Raw genomic sequence first — 25422 nt, 5'->3', positions numbered from 1 at the left:
AAACACTATTTGATTCCGAGCACTTCTTTTGCCAGCGCAATCATTTCAGGGGTTCCCGTATTTTTGTTTTTCTCGTCAGACAATTTCACAACTCCTTGCCAATGTGTATTATCAGGCTTTGTATCGGTTAATTTGATCACCATGTTCATTGCAGGAAGGCCAACATCGTTTGTAAAATTGGTTCCAATTCCAAATGACATTTTTATTTTGTCAGTACAGAAATCTGCAATTCTTTTTACCTTTTCAAAATTTAAAGAATCCGAGAAAACGATAGCTTTAGATTTTGGATCAATTCCCATTTTGATGTAATGCGAAATTACTTTTTGAGCAAATTCTATCGGATCACCACTATCATGTCGAACACCATCAAAAAGTTTCGAATATTTTTTATCAAATTGATTGAAAAAAATATCAGTTGTATAGGTATCCGTTAATGCAATTCCGAGATCTCCACTGTAAACTTGGGTCCAATGCTCAAGACTTATCGAATTGGCCATTTTAAAACCATATTGCGCGGCATGAAACATGAACCACTCGTGGGCATGCGTACCCAATGGACGTTTATTGTTGACCATTGCAAAATGCACATTGCTTGTTCCAATAAAACTTTGTCCTCCATACGTTTTTAAAGTTTCATTTATTAAATAATGAACCTCATAAGAATGACGTCGTCTGGTACCGAATTCTAAAACTGAAACCCCTAACTTGTTATAATTTTCAATTTTTTCCTGAGTCAGCTTTTTGACGGCATCATCATTCAAGCGAATGAGATGATTAGCTTTATAAAATAGTTCTGAAATCAAGGCCATTAAAGGCACTTCCCACAAAATGGTTCTGTACCAAAATCCTTCAACTGTAACGGAGATTTCTGAACCTTCTTGGCTAATTTGCACTTCAGACGGATCAAAACTATATCCTTGAAGAAAATCTAAATAAGTTGGATCGAGATAAGGACAATAATGCGACAGATAATTTTTTTCTTCTTTTGTTAAACGCAGATCTGCCATGGCGTCTACCGATTGGCGAAGTAAATCTGCAAAACCTCTCGGAAAAATATGTTTTCCGCGGTTTATGAATCCGTAACGGACTTTTGCTTTTGGAAAAAGCTTTATTACAGCATGCTGCATTGTAAATTTATAGAAATCATTATCTAAAATTGATTTCAAAAAAGTTGTTTCCATAGCATCAAATTCTTTTCATTTACTGCTAAGATACGGCAATTTCATAAAAGACAAAAATGTGATTTTATTAAATTACTTAAAAACAATTTTGAAAGAAACAATACTCTCCGTATCTATAAAAATAGTGACATATTCTCCGATATTTTTATCCGCAAGAATTTGAAATTCTAAACCTCCTCGTTTCTCTTTCGGATTAAGAACTTTAACCGGCTGGTTCTTTTTATTCAAATAAAAAACCTGATTGGATTTGGATACATTTTTGATTTCAATAGTGATTTTATCTCCGCTTTTAGCTTCGATGATTCCAGAATTTGGAGTTTTTATTTTATAATCATTCTCTATTGTTTTATTATAAATTAAAGGCCCGTTTAAGAAATCGCTTTTACTGATTCTGCCTCCAAGAAAAGTACCCGAATCTGGGTAATGTTTTGCAAAGAAATACTCAGGATCAGTGTCAAAATAGACTGGATTAAAATCGTTAACCATTCTACCTTTTCTGCTATCATAATAACCTTGCCCCCACGTAACATCAATCAAACGCCATTTTCTATCAACTAAAACAATATTCCAAGCATGATTTGACAAAGTTGTTTTACGACCAATATCTCTTAAATTAGTTTTAGAATCGCCACGAATTATTTCGCATTTTAAACCGACCGATTCTGCCAAATGCTGATACAAAGCCGTAAAGCCTTCACAAACCGCTTTCTGAGATGTAAAAGCTTTTTGAATGAGATTATCGTTTAGCTGTTTTATTTTTCGCTGTTTTTCAGCTTCAGAAGAATAACGAAATCCTTGCACTTTTGGCGGATTCAAAAATGAATTGTAATCGTACTTTATATTTAAAGCAATCCAAGTGTAAATAGCTCGCGCACGCTCAGCATCCGAATCAAAATCTTTTTCGATTCTTTCGGCTAACTGTTCGGTGGTAGTAAAGCTTTTCGGATATTTTGCAATGATTTTGTCAACTTCGCTGACTTTTTGTGCAGCAGCAAAGTTGAAAAAAATAATATTCAGTAAAAGGAATAAAAATGAAATCTTTTTTTGTGGCATTTAAAAATTTGATTTGATAATATCTTTCAGTTCTTTATCTAATTCGGCATTAGATATTTTATTATCATTTAAATCAAAATTCGAGCCAAACGCTGGCAATGAGAAACTTCCTTTAATTTCAGCACCATAGCGCGGGAAAAGATTTTGAGCAATTCCTAAAACTGATGCACCTCCACGTCCTCCTGGAGAAGTTGCTAATAGCAGCATTGGTTTGTGCTGAAAAACATCTTTTTCGATACGAGAACTCCAATCGAAAACATTCTTAAAAGCTACTGAATAATTTCCGTTATTTTCTGCCATTGAAACAACTAAAACATCAGCTTCTTTTAGTTTATTTAAGAATGCTTGAGCAACTTGATGCTGACCAACTTCTTTTTCTAAATCAACGCTAAAAACGGGCATTGCGTAATCATTTAAATCTAAAACTTCCACATCAGCATTTTCAAATAAACTCGATGCATAAGTTGCTAAACGTTTATTGATTGACTGAGTACTGTTACTTCCTCCAAAGGCTATTATTTTCATGGTTTCTCGTTTGTTAATCGTTCTTGTGTGGGTTCTGGCGTGGCATCTTCAATTTCGTAAACTTCCTTTGCGATCTCTACTGAGTATTCGTTTGGGTAAATTTTTCCTCCATATGATTTTGCATACACTTTGGTAAATTCTGCTCCAAAGTACAGAATAATTGCCGAATAATAAACCCAAACTAAAATAATGATTACAGACCCAGCTGCACCATAAACTGAAGCTACTGTAGAACTGCCTAAATAGAATCCAATGGCAAATTTACCAATCATAAAAAGTACAGCAGTAACGCTTGATCCGATAATGGCATCTTTCCATCTGATTTTTCCATCAGGTAAAGTTCTAAAAATTATAGTAAATAACAATGTAATACTTGCAAACACGATCACTATATTGACTACATAAAATAAATAAACCGTACTTTCAGGAAAATAAATTTTCAAACGTGCACTAAGAAGATCCAATATCGTATTGACGAACAAACTGACAATCATTAAAAAACCAACAGATGCAATCATAGAAAATGACATTAACCTATTCTGTATAAATTTTCTAACCCCTTTATCTGGTTTAGCGCGAAGTCCCCAAATGTAATTTATTGAACTTTGAATTTCCGCAAAAACTCCCGAGGCACCAATCAATAACATTACCACTCCAAATATGGTAGCAAAAACGTTGCTTCCAGACAGTTGTACATTTTTAATTGCTTCCTGAATTTGCGTCGCAGCACCATTGCCTACCAATCCATTTATTTGCCCATATAATTGTCCCGTAACCGCCTCTTCTCCAAAGAAAAAGCCACAGATTGTAATTATAATAATCAACAAAGGAGGTAATGCAAATATGGTGTAGTACGATAATGCCGCACTAAGCTTGATGGCATTGTCATCATTGAATTCTAAAAAAGTATTTTTTAACAGAAACCACGTTTTTGAAAAAATATTTTTGGCTTTCATTTTGCTGATTTATTTGAGATTCACCCAAATTTAAGCATTAATGAAAATTTGTTACTTCTTGGATTCTGAAGAACTTTTATATTTTTTCCATGTTGTTTTTCATATTATCATTAAAACACATAATCCCTGCGGGACAACCTTAAATTGTTATTTTCATGAGCTACCACTATTAAACTCCTACGGAGTAGCAACCAATCTCGCCAAAGATTTAAATATCGGTGGAAAAAAATTAAGTCAATACACAATGTCCCGTAGAGACATGTGCGTTTATTTATAATGGCAAAAAATACCTTTATCATAAACCGTCCACAAACTTGCTTTCTGATTGGCTGCCTTCAAAGCATTATTTGCCCAAGTATTGCAAGTATAAAAAAGACTGTAACTTCCTTTTGCTTCATAAAAAGCATCTTTTTTTCCGTAGCTATGGCCTTGAATCCATTGCGGATGAATAGGATCGCTAAAACTCTCAGAAATATAAGTCACTAGTTTTTGATAATTTTCTTTAGAAACCAAAATGCGTTTGCAATCTTCTCCTTCTCGTAGTTGTTTGAAAAACGTGGCATGTACAGCAGAAGAACTGATTCCGAATGCGGCCTTAAAAGCTGTACGTGCTTTTAAATCTGCCCATTCTGGAGTTTCAAGATAAAATCCTTTGTCGCCCCAGCCAAAAGCGATATAATTCATCAAAGAATCTTTGCCTTGGGTTTGATTGAATTGAATTTCGTTTCTCCAATCTTTAATTTCGTTTTTAACTGGAACTACAATATCGGTATGAACACCATTTGAAAGAATGTAAATTGGAATCGCATTTTGTTCTTCGATTTGCGCAATATCCGAATTCACTGTAATTTTAGAAATAATTAAAACACATGAAATGTAAAGGGCAAGAAAAGCAAAGATTCCGAAGAGTGTCCAGCCCAAAAATTTGAATATTTTTTTTAGCATTTTGATTGATTGGTTTTAGATTAGTAATTGGCTATTTTTTGTAACCAATTACTGAGCCAAAAATTTTGTCTATCAAAAATAGAACGCGGATTTTTCTGATTTGCTTACGCGAAAGCGCAGATTTAAACGTTTTTTTTGTCATTGCGAGGAAAGAAGCAATCACACTACGGAAAGCGACAAAGAGAATTGACAATCTGTGCGGAACCTCTTGAAGTTTCAGGACGCTCAGAATATCATCCATCTTCTTTCTTCTTTTCTCTATTTTCTAAAAACAAAAAAACTGCTGAATCTCTTCAGCAGTTTTTTTCTATTATCTTTCTTCTTGTTTCTTTCTTCTAAAAAAAAATTAAACGTTAAAACGGAAGTGCATTACATCACCATCTTTTACAATGTATTCTTTTCCTTCAACTCTAAATTTTCCAGCTTCTTTTGCTTTTGCCTCAGAACCGTATTGAACATAATCATCGTATGAAATAACTTCTGCACGAATAAAACCTTTTTCAAAGTCTGTATGGATCACTCCAGCTGCTTGTGGTGCAGTTGCTCCAATATTGATTGTCCAAGCACGAACTTCTTTTACACCCGCTGTAAAGTAAGTTTGTTGTTTTAATAATTTGTAAGCGGCACGAATTAAAACTGAAGCTCCTGGTTCTTCTAATCCCATATCTTCTAGGAAAACTTGGCGCTCTTCGTAGCTTTCTAATTCTGTAATGTCAGCTTCTGCTCCTACTGAAAGCACGATAACTTCAGCTTCTTCGTCTTTAACTAATTCGCGAACTTGATCAACATATTTGTTTCCGCTTACTGCTGAACTTTCGTCAACATTACAAACGTATAAAACTGGTTTTGCAGTAATTAATTGAAAGCTTTCTAATAAAACTTCTTCGTCATTATTTTGAGGGACAACTGTTCTAGCAGATTTTGCTTGTAATAACGCTTCTCTAATTCTATTTAATAAAGCCTCTTCTGTCTGCGCTTCTTTATTTCCTGTTTTTGCAGCACGTTTTACTTTTTCCAAACGTTTTTCAACAGTTTCTAAATCTTTTAACTGCAATTCAATATCGATAGTTTCTTTGTCACGAATAGGATTTACATTTCCATCAACGTGAACGATATTATCATTATCAAAACAACGCAAAACGTGAATAATAGCATTACATTCTCTAATGTTTCCCAAAAACTGATTTCCAAGACCTTCACCTTTACTTGCTCCTTTAACTAACCCAGCAATATCTACGATATCTACAGTTGCCATTTGAACGCGCTCTGGTTTTACCAATTCTTCCAATTTATTAATTCTTGGATCTGGAACGTTTACAACACCAATATTTGGCTCGATTGTACAAAAAGGAAAGTTTGCACTCTGCGCTTTTGCATTAGATAAACAATTAAATAATGTTGATTTTCCAACATTTGGCAATCCTACAATTCCTGCTTTCATCTGTTTGTTTCTATATTATTTTAATCGGTCTTAAAACTTTTAGACCTGTTATGCTTTATTAATAATTGCTAAAATGCTCTTTTTCGGCATTAAAATTTTGCAAATATAAGATTTAATAACTCTTTCGCGAATTAAATATTTGCATTAATATTATTTAAGAACAAGTTCTTATTTTCTTCTAAGTTCATTATCGCATTTTTTCTCTGATTTTTTCATTAAATAAAAAAATCCCGAACCATAAAGCTCAGGATTTTTACTTCAATTTATTTAATTACAATTTAAACTCTAACGATGCGATGATTGCTTTTTCTTCATCTGTGGCTGTAAATCCAGAGATATCCCAATAATTGGTCAGGATTTTATTTTTTTTATTAAAGAGCGATTTCTCTTTAAAAACATCACTTTCATTATATGTGAAATTCTGCTTATTAAAACCTGTTGTTACAAAACTATTTCGGACTTGAACATTTTTGGTTTTGTCTTTTAAAACCACATCATAACCAATTTCTTCATTAGAACTTAATAAATAGTAATCGGTTCCGTCCCATCTGTAATTTACTTTTACAAATGATTTTGTAATGTTTTTATCACCTTCTTTTGTCTTCTCCTCTATTTTATCAAGGGTTGCAGGTGTAGTTGAAATCGTAAATTCTACAATAATTTTTTTCAAAGGATCATAAATGATTTCAAAATTGTCTATTGCCTCTTTTGCTTTATCTAGTGGAACAACGGACATTACAAAATAATCTTTGTTTTTTGAATGTCCTTTTATCGTAAAATCGTACGTTTTTTTTGACTTCGAATCTAATAATGGATCAAAATATTTAAAATTCGAATAATTCTCCATTATATCATTCAGATTATAACCCTTTAAATCAGCACTTACATCTGCTTCTAACAATCCGTAGGAACGATTTTGCTCAACCAATAAAGTTGTTGCATTATTATTTTTATCAAATTGAAAATTTACCAATCCATCATTATAATATGTATATTGATTGTCGAGCATAAAAAACTCTCTCACATATACTTTTTGTCTATGAGATACACTAATTTTCTTAGTAGAATTGTTAACCAATTTCTGCAGTATTTTTTCTGGAGATTCCTTAGATAAAACTACTTCATCTAATTTATTGTTTTTACTCTTTAAATAAATAACAAATTTTTGTTCTCCATTTAAAGAAGTCCAGCGTACAGTCACATCTTCATAATTAGTTTCAGAAACCTGAACATTAGATCCCCCAGTCAGCATAAAAGTAACTTTTCCTTCTTCATTGCTCAATAAAATCTGCTGGGTTTTCATTATTTTAACCGTAGCATTTTGTATTGGCTCCAAGGTTTCGATATCCTTAACAATAATAGAATACTCTTCGCTTTGTGCAAAAACGCTTACATAGTTGAATAAAACAATAAATAAAAGTAGCAATCTCTTCATAGGCATTGTTATTTTTTCAACTAAAGTATTATTTTTTTAACAATTAAGCAACAGTCAAAAAATAAAACATTAACTGCCAACACACTAACTTTTGAAAATACCTGATTTCAGGGCAAAAAAAAACCTGAGAAAAACTCAGGTTTTTTATTCTTTTAGAAACAGAAAAATTATTCTGCGTGTAAAAACGCTTGTCTTTGCAACAAAGTTTCTTCGTCTTCAACGTGATTATCATCCGGTACGCAACAGTCAACAGGACAAACAGCAGCACACTGTGGCTCATCGTGAAAACCTTTACATTCTGTACACTTTCCTGGTACTATATAGTAGATTTCGTCAGAAATTGGAGTTTGCGCGTCATCAGCGTCAACTTCAGTTCCGTCAGGTAAAACAATTTTACCAGAAAGACTTGTTCCGTCTTTGTATCTCCAATCATCTGCTCCTTCATATATTGCTGTATTTGGACATTCTGGTTCGCAAGCCCCGCAATTGATGCATTCGTCAGTTATAATAATTGCCATCGTTTATTAGTCTTAAAGTTAAAAATCTTAAAGTTCTAAAGTCAAAATAAAGACAAGCATTGCTTTTGACTTTATGACTTTTGACTTTCGACTTAATTATGCTTATTTTTGTGCAAAATTACAATCAAAACAATTCATAAGCAAACATTATGACATTAGAAACAAAAAAAAGTGTTTTTGTTGAATTAGGAAAATTTTTAAGTCAGTTTTCTGAAGGCGCTTCTGCGCCAAAATCTGACGTCTTATATAATGATATCTTTTTTGAAGATTTCGAAAAACTTATTAGCCTTTCGCAATCTCATAACGGATGGTACACTCCTGAACAGGTTTATTTCTCTATACAGTCATGGGCTGAAGCTTTAACGGCTGAAAACATTGACAAATGGCTTTCGGCTTATAAAATTGTTCAGAACAACGATAATCCAAAAACCGTTGCTTTGATTTTAGCTGGAAATATTCCGCTAGTAGGTTTCCATGATTTTTTATCTGTTTTGATTACAGGCAACAAAGCTTTAATTAAAACATCGTCAAACGATCAGCATTTATTACCCTTTTTAGCTAAATATTTAATTGCTATTGATGAAAATTTGAAAAGCTACATCACTTTTGCTGAAGGAAAATTAGAAAACTTCGATGCTGTAATTGCTACCGGAAGCAACAATACTTCGCGTTATTTTGAATATTATTTTAAAGACAAGCCTTCGATTATTCGCAAAAACAGAAATTCGGCAGCAATTTTAACCGGGCAAGAAACACACGAAGAATTGGAAGCGCTTGGAGAAGATATTTTTAGATATTTTGGTTTAGGATGCCGAAATGTTTCTAAACTTTTTATTCCAAAAAACTATTCTTTTGACTCTTTTTTTCAAGCTATGTTTAAATATCAAGATGTTATTCATTATGAAAAGTATGCTAATAATTATGATTATAATAAAGCCGTATTTTTAATGAGTAATTTCAAATTATTAGACAACGGATTTCTAACTTTAAAAGAAGATTCGAGTTACGCTTCGCCTATTTCGAGTGTTTTTTATGAATCCTATGAAAACCTTGAAGAACTTCAAAAACGCCTTCAGGAAGACACAGACCAAATTCAATGTATCGTTAGCAATAATTTAACTACAAATAGTATTGCATTTGGGGAAACTCAAAAACCTCAATTGTGGGATTACGCAGATAATGTCGATACTATAACGTTTTTGTTAACAACAAAGTAATAAATTGTTTAATTATTTCGAATATTTTAACGCTTTTTCGGCTCTTATTACCGAAATTTGCGTTTTTAAAATTTTCGACTATTAACAACAACCATGAAAAAACACAACTACAGCGCAGGACCAAGTATTTTACCTCAGGAAGTTTTTGAGAAGGCATCAAAAGCAATTTTAAATTTTAATGATTCAGGCTTATCTATCCTTGAAATTTCGCACCGAAGCAAAGATTTCGTAGCGGTAATGGAGGAAGCTCGTTCCCTTGCTTTAGAATTATTAGGACTTCAAGGAAAAGGTTATCAGGCTTTATTTTTACAAGGTGGTGCAAGTACAGCATTCTTAATGGCACCATATAACTTAATGAAAGAAAACGGAAAAGCAGCTTATTTAGATTCAGGAACGTGGGCAACTGCGGCGATCAAAGAAGCAAAGCTTTTCGGTGATACTGTTGTCGTAGCTTCGTCAAAAGAAGACAATTATACTTATGTTCCAAAAGGGTACGAAATTCCAGCTGATGCTGATTATTTTCACTGTACAAGTAACAATACCATCTTTGGAACTCAAATGAAAGAATTCCCATCAACAAATGTTCCTGTTGTATGCGATATGAGTTCTGATATTTTTTCGCGTGAATTAGATTTTTCTAAATTCGATTTAATCTATGCTGGAGCTCAAAAAAATATGGGACCTGCTGGAACTACGTTAGTAGTAGTAAAAGAAGAAATTTTAGGCAAAAATGGAAAAACAATTCCAAGTATGCTAGATTACGCTAAACACATCAAAGGAGAGAGTATGTACAATACTCCACCTGTATTTGCTGTTTATGTTTCTCTTTTAACTTTACAATGGATTAAAGAAAAAGGTGGAATCGCTGCTGTTGAAAAATTAAATAACGCTAAAGCAGAATTACTTTACGCTGAAATCGACAGAAACCCACTATTCAAAGGTGCAGCAAAAGTGGAAGACCGTTCTAACATGAACGTAACTTTCTTATTGAACAACCCAGAGCATACAGAAACTTTTGACGCTTTATGGAAAGCTGCAAACATTTCTGGATTGCCAGGACACCGTTCTGTTGGTGGTTACAGAGCTTCTATCTACAATGCTATGCCAATTGAAAGCGTACAGGTTTTAGTTGATGTAATGAAAGCTTTAGAAAGCAAAGTGTAATCGTTTTATACGTTTAACCGTTAATTTGTTTAACCGTTTAATCGTAAAAATGTTTCCTTTAAAATATCAAAAAAGAAAAATCAAATAGCTGGTTCATCGATTAACCAATTAAACGATTAACCAAATAAACAAAATACACACAATGAAAGTATTAGCAAATGACGGAATTTCTAAAAGCGGAATTCTAGCCTTAGAAAAAGGCGGATTTGAAGTTATCACTACAAAAGTAGCTCAAGAACAAGTAGCTAACTATATAAATGAAAATAACATCGACGTAATTTTAGTTCGTAGTGCAACTAAAGTTCGTAAAGATATTATCGATGCTTGTCCAGGTATCAAAATCATCGGTCGTGGTGGTGTTGGTATGGATAACATTGATGTGGATTATGCTAAAAGCAAAGGAATCCATGTAATTAACACTCCTGCTTCATCTTCAGAGTCTGTTGCTGAATTAGTTTTCGGTCACTTATTCTCTGGTGTTCGTTTTTTACATGATTCTAACAGAAATATGCCTCTTGAAGGAGATTCAAACTTTGATGGTTTGAAAAAAGCATATGCTAACGGAACAGAATTAAGAGGAAAAACTTTAGGTATTGTTGGTATTGGTCGTATCGGACAAGCTACTGCGAAAATGGCTCTTGGTTTAGGAATGAAAGTTATCGCTGCTGATAGCTTTATCCCACAAGTTGATGTAAAAGTTGAATTTTTCGACGGACAATCAATTACAACTACAATCGTTTCTCAATCTTTAGAATCTTTATTCAAAGAAGCAGATTTCATTACATTACACGTTCCTGCTCAAGATGGCTATATCATTGGAGAAAAAGAACTTGAAATCATGAAAGATGGTGTTGGAATCGTTAACTGTGCTCGTGGTGGTGTTATTGACGAAGTGGCGTTAGTTAAAGCTTTAGACTCAGGAAAAGTTGCTTTTGCAGGTTTAGACGTTTTCGAAAGCGAGCCTAAGCCAGAAATGGCAATCTTAATGCACTCTAAAATTTCATTGACTCCTCATATCGGAGCTGCAACTGGAGAAGCACAAGACAGAATTGGTACTGAATTAGCATCACAAATCATCACTTTGTTAAGCTAATTAACTATAATTAAACCACTTAGAAGGGATTTATTAACACAGTTTAATAAATCCCTTTCTTTTTTTGTTTAAATTTGATTGAATAATCTAAACCCTAAAGATCATGTTTGAACAATTAACCCAATTAGTACAGCAATACGGAGGAGATGCGGTGGTAAAAAATAACGCGGTCCCAAATGAACATAATGAAGCCGTAATAAATGAAACAAGCAATTCTATTTTTGAAGGATTAAAAAAGATTGTTTCTGAAGGTGGAACCGATCAAATTGCCGGATTATTTAATGGAAATACCTCTATTGACAGCTCTAATCCTGTTGTCCAACAAATTCAACAGCAATTAAGTGGCAACCTTGGAGAAAAATTCGGATTAGGCAGTGCTGAATCAAACGGAGTAGCTTCAAATTTGATTCCGCAGATTTTAGGTTCTTTAGTGAATAAAGCAAAAGATCCAAACGATAGTAGTTTTCAAATTTCAGATATTATAAACTCCATTTCAGGAAACAGCGGACAAGCTTCTGGAATAATGGATACCATTTCGAAATACGGAATGCAATTTGGCCTTGACCAAAACAACGACGGGAAAGTAGATGTTGCAGATGTATTAGTGGTTACCAAAACCAAAGGAGGAATCTCTGGATTTATTGGGAAGCTTTTTGGGAGTAAATAAAGGTTCTGAGATACTGAGATACTGAGATACTGAGATACTGAGATGCTGAGATACTGAGATGCTAAGGTATTAAGGTGCTAAGGTAAAAACTAAAGCCGTTTGCAAAGCAAACGGCTTTTGCTATTTAAAAAACTTAGAAACTTAGAAACTTAGTAGCTTAGAACCTCAGAACCAAAAGAATGTTAAACCTCATCTTCTTCTCATCATATATTCGTAAATTTAATTCATGAAAAAATGTATTCCCATATTGATTGTTTTACTTACTATTATTGCGTGTTCTTCAGCTTCTCAGAATATTGCGAGTGCAGATACTGCATCCACTAAAAAAGTAAATGACACTGTTAGAATCGCAAATGATTCTTTGGAATATGAAGTTATTATTATCGATAATGGTTTTAGCACTTGGCTTGCTTCTCGCGCTTATCCAAGAAACTACCATTCCTTAGCATATCTTGAAAACAAAAACAATTTATACGTAACAGAATGGAATAATCGTGTTTTACAGCCACAGCGTTATAATCCAAATTTATATGAAATGTCTATCGATTACCGCCCAGACATTCACTATGGCTATGAAGTAAATTACTTAATTTATAATTACATGATTTATTTTCAAAATACTTATAAACAAAAGCTTTGGGGTTATGTTCCCTCAAGATAATATGTTATATTTGTAATCATTACAAATAGCAATGAACGGATTCAAAAAACGCTGGGGAATTACCTCCAATTTACAAGCCATAATTATATTTATCGTTTTTGCCATCACAGGATCGGCATCTGCGTGGCTGTCTAAACCTTTCTGCGTTTGGTTGGGAATTACAAAAGAAGATTTCGGAGGCTGGTTTACCCTTATTCGTCTTATTATTATCTTCCCAATTTATCAAGTTTTACTAGTTGCCATCGGAACTATTTTTGGTCAGTTTAAATTCTTTTGGAACTTCGAAAAGAAAATGCTTAAAAATATGGGGCTTGGTTTTTTATTTAAAAACTAATACCTCACTTCTACTTTTTTAAGTTAAAAAACCGTTCTGGTTTAGCTTTCTCTTTCTCTTAATTTTTTCATTTTAATTAAAAATTATTCCGCTATTCATTTTACCAAATTGCATTTTTACAATCTCTGTGATTATCGAGTATTAAGTACTTAAAAAATTAAGATAAAAAATATAAATAACTAGTTTTAAACCTCTTTTTAATAGTAAAAAGACAAGCAGAACAGGACGGTGCAGGATGGTTTTATTTTAAGTAATAACAAACTTTACTATAGTTATAAATATTTATTTAAACTGATAATCAGATATTTAAATTTTACAACAAAATTATTACTTACTAACCAAACCACAATTTGACATGCTGAAAAATTACTTAAAATTCTCCGCGATGGCGGCGATGATTTGTCTCATTGCACCCGTAGACAAGATTTTTGCTCAAAATCCGATTGTAAAAATTGACTTTGATCAAGCTGCAAGACCCAAAGCCGAAGTAAATGACCCCGATTACACTGCTTGGGTAATCGCTTCTGGAAACACTAGCACTTATGCCGAAAATGGCGTTACATTTACTGTTACTCGTACTGGAAACAACGGAGATGCCTTAGGAACCAATTGGTACAAAGCAGGAATTCAAGCTCCTTATTATGCTAGATTGGTCTGCGACGGACTTACCGTTAAAGGCACAACTGCAAATTTTGGCGCTCAAATCGAACTTAAAATAAGCGGACTTCCAACAGGAGAACATACCTTATTGGCTTTTTTTAATAACGTAGACAGTCCGACAACTAACACTTTTAGTCCTGTAGATATTTCTGTCGATGGGAATTTAGTCGTTGACAATTTAATTCCAACCGTTAGAGCAACCAAAACTGCAGATGCTAAATCTACTTATTTAAGATTTCAAGCCACAGCAGGAACAGACGTTGTGATTCTAATGGCCGCAGAAACTTCAGGAACAGAAAATATCAAAAATTTTATTCTTAATGGTTTTGAATTAAACACGCCGAATATTTTCTATCAGGCAACAAATCCGAATCCGAAGCAAAATGATGAACATGTAGAAGTAACTTCTGGAGGCAAATTACTGCAATGGACTGCCGCAGCAAATGCTGTTTCGCATAATATCTATTTTGGAACGGATCCAACAGCTCTTGACAATGCCACAACCTCTTCTCCAGAATTTAAAGGAAACCAAGCTTTAGCTAGCAACACCTATCAAGTAAACGGATTATACACAGGAGAAACGTATTATTGGCGTATTGATGAAGTTTTAGCAAATGGAGTCGAAAAAGGAAACGTTTGGCGTTTTCGTCCCGCGCAGCTTGCTTTTCCTGAAGCGGAAGGATATGGCCGTTTTGCACGCGGAGGGCGCGGCGGAAAAGTAGTTACAGTTACCAATCTAAACGACAGCGGCCCGGGAAGTTTCCGTGAAGCCGTTACAAATGATATTGGTCCAAGAACAATTGTGTTCAGTACTTCTGGGGTTATTCAACTGCAATCTCGTTTGGTTTTAAGCCAGCCTTATGTAACTGTTGCCGGACAAACTGCTCCAGGAAAAGGAATTGTTATTCGTTCTGCTCCTTTTGGCGTAACTGGAAATGATGCCGTTGTACAAAATCTAAGAGTCAGAATTGGTGCAGGGCCAACTTATGACGGAATGGGATTAACAGGCGCAGATAACAGTATTATCGATCACTGCTCTATCAGCTGGACTATTGACGAATCTTTCAGTTCAAGATCTGGAAAAAACATTACACTTCAGAGAACGCTTATTTCTGAAGCTTTAAATGCTGCAAATCACCAGAATTATCCAGCAGGAACAGAACACGGTTATGCAGCTACTATTGGTGGTGATATCGGAAGCTTTCATCACAATCTATTAGCACATTGTTATGGTCGAAACTGGAGTCTTGGCGGCGGATTAGACGGAAGTGGCGCTTATACGGGAAGAATGGATATTACCAATAATGTCGTTTACAATTGGGGAGGAAGAACTACTGACGGGGGAACTAAAGAAGTAAATTTTGTAAACAACTATTACAAACCGGGTGCTGGATCAAAAATATTTGTTGCTTTCAATCAGCAAAACGAAGGGGTTGGAACAGGAATGCAACGCTGCTATTTTAACGGAAATGTAATGCCTGGCTATTTTGACGAAAACAATCAAACTTTAGGAAGAAAAGCTTCTGGCAACACAGTTTCTTATGATAACTTCGTAGATACACCATTTTTCCCTTCTTATGTAACTACTCAATCTGCAAAAAACGCCTATAAAATTGTTCTTTCAGATGTTGGATGTACGCAACCAGAGTTTGACGATCACGATCAGCGCATTATTTCAGAAACTTTAAACGGTACCTATTCTACTGTTGGAAGCGTAACAGGAAAACCTGGATTCCCAGATAACGAAGCTGATGTTGGAGGTTTTGAAGATTACCCAGCCGTAGTTAGACCTCAAAATTGGGACAGCGATCAAGATGGACTTCCAAATTGGTGGGAAACTATAATTGGAACTAATATACATTCAGCTATCGGAGATTTTTCAGATGCCAATGCCGATCCAGATTTAGACGGCTACACCAACTTAGACAAATATTTGCAATGGATGTCTGAACCGCATTACGATGCTGTAATAGGAAACAAAACCTATATTGATATTCAAAAATTATCTAGAGGTTTTACAAACGGAGTATCCTATTCATTATCTCAAGTAGTAAACGGAAATGCAACACTTTCTGGAAAAACAGTAGAATTCAAACCAAATGCAAAAGGCTTGTGCTCTTTTAAATTTACAGTTACAGATGCTGAAGGAGGAACAATGACTCGAAAAGTAAACGTGCTTAGCGGATATTCAACTTCTCCTATAAACGAAGTAATTAAAGATCTAATAGACAATTTCAAAGTTTGGCCAGTACCAAACACAGGAAACTTCTCTATTTTACTAGATGTTGATGTAGACAAAGCCGAACTTAAAATCTATAATATTTTTGGCAGAGAAATTCAAAAACGTACTATTAGCGGACAAACTCAAGAAAATATCTCTATTACAGAAAAAGGAGTTTTTATCTTAAAAGTGACAGATCCAGACACCAAAAAAATATTATACCTTAAAAAGGTCATTATACAATAAGTAAACAATGAAAGGCAGTTCATCTTAGCTGCCTTTCTTTTTATTTTTCGGTAAATTCTTTAGGCTGTCTCATAAAGAAATAAGTATAAATCCAAGTCAAAGTAAAAGACGGAATCACATCAGTAAAAGGTAATACCTCTTCCAGAAAAGTCAAAACACTTGCCACCTTTCCTACTCTCCCTTTATACATTCTCGCCATAATTATTGCAGCAATAGGAGCCCAGACCACATCTGAAAACTCACCCAGAAACGGAATCGAAAAAGAAATCATACCAATTCCGTCCAAGACCAATCCAATAATTAGTTTTGACATTCTGTTATCTTCTACAACTTCTAAATCTTGCATAACCTATTCATTTTTAAGTTAATCGAAATTAAAAATTATTTCCTGAAACTTCATTATTTCATTCTTAAATTTAAGTTCCAACATTCCCATATCAATTTGCGTACCGATTTTAGATTTTAGATTTTAGATTTTAGATTTTAGATTTTAGATTTTAGATTTTAGATTTTAGATTTTAGATTTTAGATTTTAGATTTTAAAAATCGCTGCGCTCTTTTTGGAATTTGGAATTACACCATTGACTTTTCACTTTTCACTTTTCACTTTTCACTTTTCACTTTCGACTTTCGACTTTCGACTTTTTGATATTGATTATAATCTTCGTTTCTTTGTAAAAACAGTTTCATTAGATGATACACGCAAAAAACATACATAAATTCTACGACAAACTTGAAGTTTTAAAAGGAGTCGACCTGCACATTAAAAAAGGTGAAATTGTTTCTATCGTAGGCGCTTCAGGTGCTGGAAAAACGACTCTGCTGCAAATTCTAGGAACATTAGACAAACCTGATCACAATCCAGATTCGTCCCTAACCATTAATGGCAGAAATGTTTTAGAATTGCAAAACATCAAAAAAGATAATTCAAACCAAGAAAAAGCATTCAAAATCATTACTTGGCTTGGAGCCCTTTATTTTGTTTTATTGGCTGTCTTTGTTTTATTTTTTAGAAGCAAAATAGAAAACGATATTTTCGGCTACGGTACTTGGGCGGTAATACTTTTGCCTACTCTTCTCTTGCTTTTTTACTATAATCGCTATTTCAAAAACAAAAGCAAACAAGACAAGACTCTATCTGATTTCAGAAACTTAAACTTAGGATTTATTTTTCAATTTCATCAGCTTTTGCCAGAGTTTACAGCATTAGAAAACGTTTGTATTCCAGCTCATATTGCAGGCAAAAAAACAGCCGAAACAGAAGAAGAAGCAAAAAAACTTTTAAGTTATCTCGGACTTTCACACAGAATTAATCATAAACCAAGCGAACTTTCGGGAGGAGAACAACAGCGTGTTGCCGTTGCTAGAGCTTTAATCAATAAACCAGATGTTATTTTTGCCGATGAACCTTCTGGAAATTTAGATACTCATTCTGCCGAAAATCTACACCAGTTATTTTTTCAACTTCGAGACGAGTTTGGACAAACTTTTGTCATCGTAACGCACAATGAAGAATTGGCTAATATGGCGGATAGAAAATTAGTTATGTCAGACGGCCAAATTCTTTATTAATGCTTTTAATTGCAATTAGCTGGATTTATATTTTATTCACAACCATCAATTTAGGAGTTGGTTTCGATAAAATAATGAATCTCTGCAATAAAAATTTTGTAATTACATCTATTCTCGGATTATTTTCAATAACTATACTTGCAAGTATTTGGGCAATTTTCGGAAGAATCAATATCGAATTTCATATCGCTCTATTACTTCTGAATATTCTGTTATTGCTAAAATTTCGCAATTCGATCATTGATCTTTACAAATCATTTTCATTGGAACTAAAGCAGTTGCAAAAAAGCTTAAAAATTATTTTAGCCGCTGTTTCAGTTCTTATTCTTTTACAATGCGCTTCAATTCCTTTTGTAATTGATAATGAATCTTATTATATCCAAACCATAAAATGGCTTAACGAATATGGTTTTGTAAAAGGACTTGCAAATCTTCATTTATTTTTAGGACAAATGAGTGGTTGGCATATTACGCAAAGTGTTTTTAATTTTTCTTTTTTATATAAAAACTTTAACGATTTAAGTGGTTTTTGTTTGTTATTAGGGAATGTATTTGCGATTCTGAAACTAAATGAATACAGTAAAAATGATAATAAAAACTACTTGTTAGTCGGGTTGCTTCCTTTGTTTAATATTTTCTTTTTCCCCTTTATAAGTGCGCCTTCTCCAGATATTCCTGTTTATATTTTCTCGTTTATTTTCTTCTTTTATTTTTTAGAAAATTTCAAAAAAACTACTTCCGAAACATTTGATTTGCTTTTGGTTTTAGTTCTTTTTTTACTTTATATCAAAAACACAACGGTAACTTTTGCTGCTTTTCCCGTAATTCTATTAGCCTTTAATTTCAAATCATTATCAAGAAAACTTCTAAAACCAATTTTATTAAGCACATTAGTATTCGTACTTTTTTTCATTAAAAATCTAATTATCTGCGGATCACCTCTTTTTCCATCCAAATTATTTACTGCTATAACAACTGATTATGCAATTCCGAACACTATTCAAACTTATTATTATGATAACCTAAAATATTATGGCTATTTTATTACTAGTGACCAGTATAATTTGATGTCCGCTTACGATCTATTTGTACGATGGATTACATTACCAAAACTTAATGGATTTTTTAATAAACTCAGTATCTTATTAATCGTTGTTATCCCCTTTTTTATCTATAAATTTAAAAATGAGAAAGCACTTTGGCTGATTTATGTCAACATGATATTGCAAATATTTTTGCTTTTAATAACTTCTCCGCAGTATCGCTTTTTTATTCATTTCACTTTGTTTTTTTCTCTCTTTTGTTTGATCTGCCTAATACAAAACAAAAAAGTAATCAATGCACTTTTAGCACTTTCACAAATTCCAATTGCAATTATTTTATTTTTTCCTTTTAATCTAAGTAAATTTGCAAATCATAAATCGTTAATGGAAATAAGTACATTTTCGACCAAAAACATTATTTCTCCTTACCAAAACTCAAAAAGCAAGAGTACTTTTGAGACTATACAAATAGGAAATTTAAAGTATAATTCTCCTCAGAAAAATGATTTCTTGTGGGCAAGCGGAAACGGGGATTTGCCATGCGTTAATAAAGAACTAATTGATAGTTTTGAAAAATACTTTCAGTACATTCCACAAATGCGTACTAATGACCTAAAAGACGGATTTTACGCAAAAAAAATCTCAAAAAATGAATAAATCAGAACTCAAAGAATTTCTAGACGAAAAAGTCATTCAATATAACAATCAGGATTTTATCGAAAGTGATCCTGTTCAGATTCCGCATCTTTATACTCAAAAAGAAGATATTGAAATCGCTGGTTTTCTAAGCGCTTCAATTGCTTGGGGAAATCGTAAAATGATTATCAAAAATTCGCATAAAATGATGGAATTAATGGGCAACACGCCTTACGATTTCGTAATGTCACATTCTGATGAAGACTTAGCAAGATTGGAAACTTTTGTGCACAGAACTTTCAACGGACATGATTTTGCGGGTTTCATAAAAGGCTTAAATAACATTTACAAAAACCACAACGGACTAGAAGCTGTTTTTGCTAAAAATAAAGAAAAAGACAGTTTGCAGAAAAGTATAAGCGAATTCAAAAAAATATTTTTCGAAACCGATCATTTAGCGCGAACTCAAAAACACATTTCAGATCCGCTAAATAATTCAGCTGCAAAAAGAATCAACATGTACCTGCGTTGGATGGTTCGCCAAGACGCAAAAGGAGTCGATTTAGGAATTTGGAAAAGCATTTCTCCCGCAGTTTTATCTTGTCCGCTAGATGTACATTCTGGAAATGTAGCGCGCAAACTTGGAATTCTTTCGCGAAAGCAAAACGACGCCAAAGCTTTACTAGAATTAGACACCAAATTAAGAAAAATGGACGCTCAAGATCCTGTAAAATATGATTTCGCGTTATTTGGATTAGGTGTTTTCGAAGGGTTTTAACATTGAAAATTAAATAGTTATACTAATAAATTATCAGATGATTTTAAGAATTTTATAAACAAACCATGAATTTAACGTACATTTGCACAAAATTTAAAGCAAATGAGCACTTTCGAAAAATTTAATCTTCCAAAATCATTACAAAAAGCAGTTGACGAATTAGGATTTGTTACGCCTACTCCTATTCAAGAAAAATCTTTTTCTGTAATCATGTCTGGGCGTGATATGATGGGAATTGCACAAACCGGAACTGGTAAAACATTTGCTTATTTACTTCCTCTTCTTAAGCTTTACAAGTTCACGCACACCAATACCCCAAAAATCGTAATTCTAGTTCCGACTCGTGAATTGGTAGTTCAGGTAGTAGAAGAAGTAGAAAAACTGACTACTTATATGTCGGTTAAAACTTTAGGAATTTACGGAGGTGTAAACATCAATACACAAAAAAAAGCCGTTTACGAGGGTGTTGACATTTTAGTTGGAACGCCTGGTCGTACAATGGATTTAGCGCTTGACGCTGTTGTTCGTTTTGACGAAACACAAAAACTAGTTATCGACGAGTTTGACGAAATGCTAAATTTAGGTTTCAGACCTCAATTGACTGCGCTTTTTGCAATGATGAAAACTAAGCGTCAAAACATTCTGTTCTCTGCAACGATGACAGATGAAGTTGATGATTTATTAAATGATTATTTCGATTTTCCTGAAGAAGTTACATTGGCTCCATCGGGAACTCCGTTAGAAAAAATTACACAGCTTACTTATAACGTTCCGAATTTCAACACCAAAGTAAATCTTTTAAAACATTTACTAGAAACCGACGAAAGCATGAGCCGTATTTTGGTTTTCGTAAATAATAAAAAGATTTCAGATATGCTTTTCAATCGTATTGATGAGCTTTTTGAAGGACAATTCGGTGTTATTCACTCGAACAAATCTCAAAACTACCGTTTGAGCACAATGGCAGAATTCCAAGAAGGAAATCTTCGCGGTTTAATTACGACCGACGTTATGGCGAGAGGTTTGGATATTTCGAATATTACGCATGTAATTAACTTCGAACTTCCAGAAGAACCAGAATTGTACATGCACAGAATTGGTCGTACAGGTCGTGCAGATGCAACGGGAATAGCAATTAGTTTTGTCACTCCAAGAGAAGAAGAGTTCAAAATCGCAACCGAACTTTTAATGGATGAGGAACTTGAAATCGCTGATTTCCCCGAAGAAGTTGAAATTTCAGAAAAACTGATTGAAGCCGAAAAAGACAAATTACCGAGAAAGTTTTTATTGAAAAAACCAAAACTTGAGGGTGATGGCGCTTTTCACGAAAAATCAAAAAAGAATCAAAAAGTTAATCTTGGAGGTCCTTCAAAAACAAAAAAGAAAACCCATGGTTCTGTAAATAGAAATATGTTGAAGACAAGAAACGAGAAGAAAAAGAAAAAATAGCTTTTTTTAGATGCTAAGCTACTAAGTTGCTAAGGTTCTAAGTTTTTTACATAGCACAAAAAAGGGTAAAGATTCTTTGAATCTTTACCCTTTTTTTAACTTAGTATCTTAGCAACTTAGAACCTTAGCATCTTTTTTACTAAATTTTCGTAAAAACCAATCCCACTGGCGAACACATCTGAATTCTTCTTCCTGTGTCTGTCAGTTTTCCTGTTGCGATATCTCTTTTAAAAATAACTATATCATTAGTATATTGATGACCTACTAAAACGTAATTTCCTGTTGGGTCAATCGCGAAATCTCTTGGGCCTTTTCCTAAAGTGCTTTGTTGTTCTACTAATTCTAAAGATCCTGTTTTAAGGATTTTGTAAACTGAAATTGCATTGGCATCTACACGATCGGTAACATATAAAAAGTTTCCGTCAGGCGAAAGTTTGATTGCCGCCGCTCCTGTTCCACCTTTAAAATCTTTCGGTAAAATACTTGTTTCAGCCACTACCTTTAAACTTCCCGTTTTATCCCAGCTTAAAGTCGTCAAAGTTCCATCAAGTTCCTGAACCAAATAGACAAATTTCCCGTCTTTACTGAAAGTCAAGTGTCTTGGGCCACTTCCTGGTTTTACATCAACACTCCCTTTTAAAGTCAAAATTTCGTTTTTAGTGGCTGGATTGTATTTATAAATAAATACTTTATCTAAACCTAAATCGTTCGAAAGCACAAACTTTTTATCTGGAGAAAAAACAACCATGTGTACGTGCGCTTTTTCCTGACGCGCTGCGTTTGGCCCTTTTCCTTCATGCTGAATCAATTGTTGCACTTCTGTAATGCTACCGTCTGGATTTTTCTTAAAAACCGCGATGCTTCCGCCAGAATAATTAGCTGCGATAACGTGTTTATCATCATTTATTAAATGACAAGGATCAGCGCCTAAAGCATCATTTTTATTTAAAAGATTGATTTTTCCAGATTGTGAATTGTAAGAAAATGAACTGACCGTACTTTGCGTTCCATTTTCATTAACCGCATAAATAAACTTGTTATCTGCAGAAACTGACAAATAGCTTGGACTAACTACATTTTCAGAAGAACTTTTTAGTTTGTATTCACCTGTAGAAGCGTCAAATTCATACACATAAATACCATTGCTTTGGCAAGTATTTGTGTAAGTTCCAACCAGTAAATTAAATTTATTTTGTGCTTTAAGAGCTGTAATCGATAAAGCTGAAAACAAGACTAAATATATTTTTTTCATAATTTGCTTTTTTTTGAATTAGCTAAAATAAGCATTATATTAATTTGAAACAGTTTCTTTGTTACAAGAAATTACAAAAGTTACATTTTTTTTACCATATAAGTTCATGTAAGTTTTATAAGGCTTTTCATTTTAGATTTTAGATTTTAGATTTTAGATTTTAGATTTTAGATTTTAGATTTTAGATTTTAGATTTTAGATTTTAGATTTTAGATTTTAGATTTTAAAAATCGCTTCGCTCTTTTTGGAATTTGGGATTTATATTTAAAATTTCCGTATTGACTTTTGATATTGATTTTTGATATTGACTTTTGACTTTATAACTTTCGACTTTCCACATTAATTCGTATTTTTGACCAGCATCTTCGCGAAAAACAAAACGTAGTGAAGTAAATCGAAGCCAGAATGCACTTTAAACATCCCGAAATTCTATACTTTCTGTTTTTATTGATCGTTCCAATTTTGGTTCATTTATTTCAATTAAGACGATTTAAAACTTCCTATTTCACCAACGTTCGATTTTTAAAAGAACTTGCCGTTCAGACTCGTAAGAGTTCAAAAATCAAAAAGCGACTTTTATTAGCTACACGATTACTTTTGCTTACTTGTGCGATTATCGCATTTGCACAGCCCTTTTTTGAAGCTGCTGACAGCAAAAACGCATCAAACGAAATGTATATTGTACTAGACAATTCGTTTAGTATGCAGGCAAAAGGCAAAAAAGGCGAATTATTAAAAAGAGCTGTTCAAGAATTGCTTGAAAACACTCCAGAAAACACTCCGTTTTCACTCTTAACCAACACCGAAAATTTTTGGAATACAGATATAAAATCATCTAAGAGCGCTCTACAAAACTTAAAATACAGCGCAACTTCTTTTGATCTTGCTGCGATTACTGCCAAAATAAAAGCACACAAATCGGCTCATAAAAAAGATATTGTAATCATTACAGATGCAGTCGGTTTAAAAGAAAAAGACATCAAGAATATAGATTTTGAAGAAAAACCATATTTTATAGTTCCAGAAGCAGAACAAAAAAACAATGTTTCGATTGATAGCGTTTACATCAATCAGAATTTAGAAAATTTCTATGAAATAGGGATTAATTTGTCGGCTTATGGCGAAGATTTCAAACCTGTTTCAACAGCGCTTTACAATCAAAACAAACTGATTGCCAAAACAATTGTCAATTTTGATACAAAGAAAAAGAAAATCAATTTCACAATTCCAAAAGAAGCTTTTCATGGCTATGTAGCAATTGAAGACAATGGTTTAACTTATGACAACAAATTGTTTTTCAGTATTTCTAAAAACAAAAAAACAAACGTTATCAGCATTGGCGAACCTGAAAAAAGCAATTTCTTATCGAGAATATATACTTCTGGCGAGTTTAATTATAATAATTATTCTATCAGTGCTTTAGACTATAATAGTTTAGAAAAACAAAATACCATTATTCTAAATGAATTAGTTGACATTCCGCAGGCATTGCAAACCACTTTAAAAGCTTTTGTTTCTAAAGGCGGAAATTTGGCTATAATTCCGTCCGAAAAAAGTTCCCTATCGAACTTAAATGCGTTATTGGGGAATTTTGGAAAGATTCAATTCGGGAATTTACAACCCAACAGCAAATTAATCACTAAAATTAATTTCGACCACCCTTTGTTTTCAGGGGTTTTTGAAAACAAAATAACTAATTTCCAATATCCGAAAGTAAACAGTTCGTTTGCCGTTTCGAGTCCGTATCCGTCTGTACTTTCGTTTGAAGATCAGACTGCTTTCGTGACTTCTGTCCAAAATCCAGTTTCTGGAATAACGGTTTTTACAGCTCCGATAAATAGCAACAATTCCAATTTCCAGCAGTCGCCTCTAATTGTTCCGCTGTTTTATAAAATCGCTCAGAATAATCAAAAAACAGGCGTAAATGCTCTGACCATTGGAAACAATCAGCCTTATTTTGTTGATGTTTTATTGACTAAAGATGCTATTTTGGAAGTCAAAGGAATAGACGATTCTTTTATTCCGATTCAGCAGATTTTAAATAATAAAGTCAAATTAACATTCAACGATTTCCCTGAAACTGCTGGAAATTACAGTGTTTTTGACAAAAAAGAATGGGTTGAAAATATCAGTTTCAATTACAAAAGAACCGAAAGCGATTTGAGTCAGGTCAATACCAATGTGGTTTCTGATTTTAAAACTGCTGATACAATTTCGACCATTTTTAATACGCTACAAACAGAACGAACAGACAGCCAAATTTGGAAATGGTTTGTTATCTTTGCACTGTTATTTTTAGCATTAGAAATGGCAATTATAAAATTTGTGAAATGATTTTTTTCACCATTAAGGCATTAAGATTAATAAGTTTTTCT

The 25422-nt window shown here is 33.4% G+C and carries 21 protein-coding genes and 2 pseudogenes; 13 read left to right on the top strand and 10 right to left on the bottom strand.

What is annotated here, in order from left to right:
• Window positions 1-5 precede the first annotated feature (5 nt).
• The 8 genes from pncB to ABTV69_RS12800 form a co-directional block, all read right to left on the bottom strand.
• Window positions 6-1181: a nicotinate phosphoribosyltransferase gene (gene pncB / locus ABTV69_RS12835; RefSeq protein WP_433829325.1), complete on the bottom strand. Its 1176-nt coding sequence runs from the start codon at window positions 1179-1181 to the stop codon at window positions 6-8.
• A 72-nt stretch (window positions 1182-1253) separates the two neighbouring features.
• A complete protein-coding gene (locus ABTV69_RS12830; RefSeq protein WP_433829323.1) occupies window positions 1254-2234 on the bottom strand; it encodes a transglutaminase domain-containing protein in 981 nt (326 codons plus the stop codon).
• Window positions 2235-2759: an NADPH-dependent FMN reductase gene (locus ABTV69_RS12825; protein WP_433829322.1), complete on the bottom strand. Its 525-nt coding sequence runs from the start codon at window positions 2757-2759 to the stop codon at window positions 2235-2237.
• Window positions 2756-3715 (bottom strand): YihY/virulence factor BrkB family protein, encoded by a 960-nt coding sequence (locus ABTV69_RS12820; protein WP_433829320.1) that lies wholly within the window; start codon window positions 3713-3715, stop codon window positions 2756-2758. The genes ABTV69_RS12825 and ABTV69_RS12820 overlap by 4 nt, the downstream gene beginning before the upstream one ends.
• Window positions 3716-3982: 267 nt before the next feature.
• On the bottom strand, window positions 3983-4660 hold the full coding sequence (locus ABTV69_RS12815; protein WP_433829318.1) for a TIGR02117 family protein: 678 nt from the start codon (window positions 4658-4660) through the stop codon (window positions 3983-3985).
• Between the two features lie 346 nt (window positions 4661-5006).
• Window positions 5007-6101: a redox-regulated ATPase YchF gene (gene ychF, locus ABTV69_RS12810; RefSeq protein WP_433829316.1), complete on the bottom strand. Its 1095-nt coding sequence runs from the start codon at window positions 6099-6101 to the stop codon at window positions 5007-5009.
• Window positions 6102-6372: 271 nt separating this feature from the next.
• Window positions 6373-7536, bottom strand: a complete 1164-nt coding sequence (locus ABTV69_RS12805; protein WP_433829314.1) for a hypothetical protein — start codon at window positions 7534-7536, stop codon at window positions 6373-6375.
• A gap of 167 nt (window positions 7537-7703) precedes the next feature.
• Window positions 7704-8054: a 4Fe-4S dicluster domain-containing protein gene (locus ABTV69_RS12800; RefSeq protein WP_008462559.1), complete on the bottom strand. Its 351-nt coding sequence runs from the start codon at window positions 8052-8054 to the stop codon at window positions 7704-7706.
• 149 nt (window positions 8055-8203) lie between these two features.
• On the opposite strand from ABTV69_RS12800, the gene ABTV69_RS12795 reads away from it, so the two are divergent.
• The 7 genes from ABTV69_RS12795 to ABTV69_RS12765 all read left to right on the top strand — a co-directional run bounded on the left by ABTV69_RS12795 (window position 8204) and on the right by ABTV69_RS12765 (window position 16317).
• A complete protein-coding gene (locus ABTV69_RS12795; RefSeq protein ID WP_433829313.1) occupies window positions 8204-9271 on the top strand; it encodes an acyl-CoA reductase in 1068 nt (355 codons plus the stop codon).
• 93 nt (window positions 9272-9364) lie between these two features.
• On the top strand, window positions 9365-10435 hold the full coding sequence (gene serC, locus ABTV69_RS12790) for a 3-phosphoserine/phosphohydroxythreonine transaminase (protein ID WP_433829311.1): 1071 nt from the start codon (window positions 9365-9367) through the stop codon (window positions 10433-10435).
• 142 nt (window positions 10436-10577) lie between these two features.
• Complete coding sequence (locus tag ABTV69_RS12785; RefSeq protein ID WP_433829309.1) at window positions 10578-11528, top strand: D-2-hydroxyacid dehydrogenase; 951 nt, start codon at window positions 10578-10580, stop codon at window positions 11526-11528.
• A gap of 103 nt (window positions 11529-11631) precedes the next feature.
• Entirely contained in the window at window positions 11632-12195 is a 564-nt protein-coding gene (locus tag ABTV69_RS12780; protein WP_433829307.1) for a hypothetical protein, read from the top strand.
• Between the two features lie 226 nt (window positions 12196-12421).
• Window positions 12422-12856: a DUF6146 family protein gene (locus ABTV69_RS12775; RefSeq protein ID WP_433829305.1), complete on the top strand. Its 435-nt coding sequence runs from the start codon at window positions 12422-12424 to the stop codon at window positions 12854-12856.
• 31 nt (window positions 12857-12887) lie between these two features.
• Window positions 12888-13190 carry a DUF6787 family protein gene (locus tag ABTV69_RS12770; protein WP_433829303.1) on the top strand — a complete coding sequence of 101 codons (303 nt, stop codon included), beginning with the start codon at window positions 12888-12890 and terminating at the stop codon, window positions 13188-13190.
• A gap of 355 nt (window positions 13191-13545) precedes the next feature.
• Window positions 13546-16317 (top strand): T9SS type A sorting domain-containing protein, encoded by a 2772-nt coding sequence (locus tag ABTV69_RS12765; RefSeq protein WP_433829301.1) that lies wholly within the window; start codon window positions 13546-13548, stop codon window positions 16315-16317.
• 40 nt (window positions 16318-16357) lie between these two features.
• Here ABTV69_RS12765 and ABTV69_RS12760 read toward each other — a convergent pair whose 3' ends face one another.
• Window positions 16358-16663 (bottom strand): hypothetical protein, encoded by a 306-nt coding sequence (locus ABTV69_RS12760; RefSeq protein WP_433829299.1) that lies wholly within the window; start codon window positions 16661-16663, stop codon window positions 16358-16360.
• Between the two features lie 347 nt (window positions 16664-17010).
• On the opposite strand from ABTV69_RS12760, the pseudogene ABTV69_RS12755 reads away from it, so the two are divergent.
• The 5 genes and pseudogenes from ABTV69_RS12755 to ABTV69_RS12735 all read left to right on the top strand — a co-directional run.
• Window positions 17011-17223, top strand: a pseudogene (locus ABTV69_RS12755) (ATP-binding cassette domain-containing protein); the annotation flags it as partial.
• A 216-nt stretch (window positions 17224-17439) separates the two neighbouring features.
• A pseudogene (locus ABTV69_RS12750) lies at window positions 17440-17889 on the top strand (ABC transporter ATP-binding protein); the annotation flags it as partial.
• A complete protein-coding gene (locus tag ABTV69_RS12745; RefSeq protein ID WP_433829297.1) occupies window positions 17889-19589 on the top strand; it encodes an LIC_10190 family membrane protein in 1701 nt (566 codons plus the stop codon). The pseudogene ABTV69_RS12750 and the gene ABTV69_RS12745, both read left to right, overlap by 1 nt.
• Window positions 19582-20346, top strand: a complete 765-nt coding sequence (locus ABTV69_RS12740) for a TIGR02757 family protein (RefSeq protein WP_433829295.1) — start codon at window positions 19582-19584, stop codon at window positions 20344-20346. Before ABTV69_RS12745 ends, ABTV69_RS12740 begins: the two co-directional genes overlap by 8 nt.
• 102 nt (window positions 20347-20448) lie before the next feature.
• Window positions 20449-21795: a DEAD/DEAH box helicase gene (locus ABTV69_RS12735; protein WP_433829293.1), complete on the top strand. Its 1347-nt coding sequence runs from the start codon at window positions 20449-20451 to the stop codon at window positions 21793-21795.
• A gap of 139 nt (window positions 21796-21934) precedes the next feature.
• Here ABTV69_RS12735 and ABTV69_RS12730 read toward each other — a convergent pair whose 3' ends face one another.
• The gene (locus ABTV69_RS12730) at window positions 21935-23047 is read right to left on the bottom strand and encodes a lactonase family protein (protein ID WP_433829291.1); all 1113 of its coding nucleotides are present in this window, start codon (window positions 23045-23047) and stop codon (window positions 21935-21937) included.
• 405 nt (window positions 23048-23452) lie between these two features.
• Here ABTV69_RS12730 and ABTV69_RS12725 point away from each other — a divergent pair, with 405 nt between their 5' ends.
• A complete protein-coding gene (locus tag ABTV69_RS12725) occupies window positions 23453-25381 on the top strand; it encodes a vWA domain-containing protein (RefSeq protein WP_433829289.1) in 1929 nt (642 codons plus the stop codon).
• Window positions 25382-25422 lie beyond the last annotated feature (41 nt).

It is taken from the genome of Flavobacterium anhuiense (assembly GCF_050990855.1).
GTDB classification, from domain to species: domain Bacteria; phylum Bacteroidota; class Bacteroidia; order Flavobacteriales; family Flavobacteriaceae; genus Flavobacterium; species Flavobacterium anhuiense_C.
Note: the sequence above shows the minus strand (reverse complement) of the source record. Positions and strands in the feature narration are given on the sequence as shown.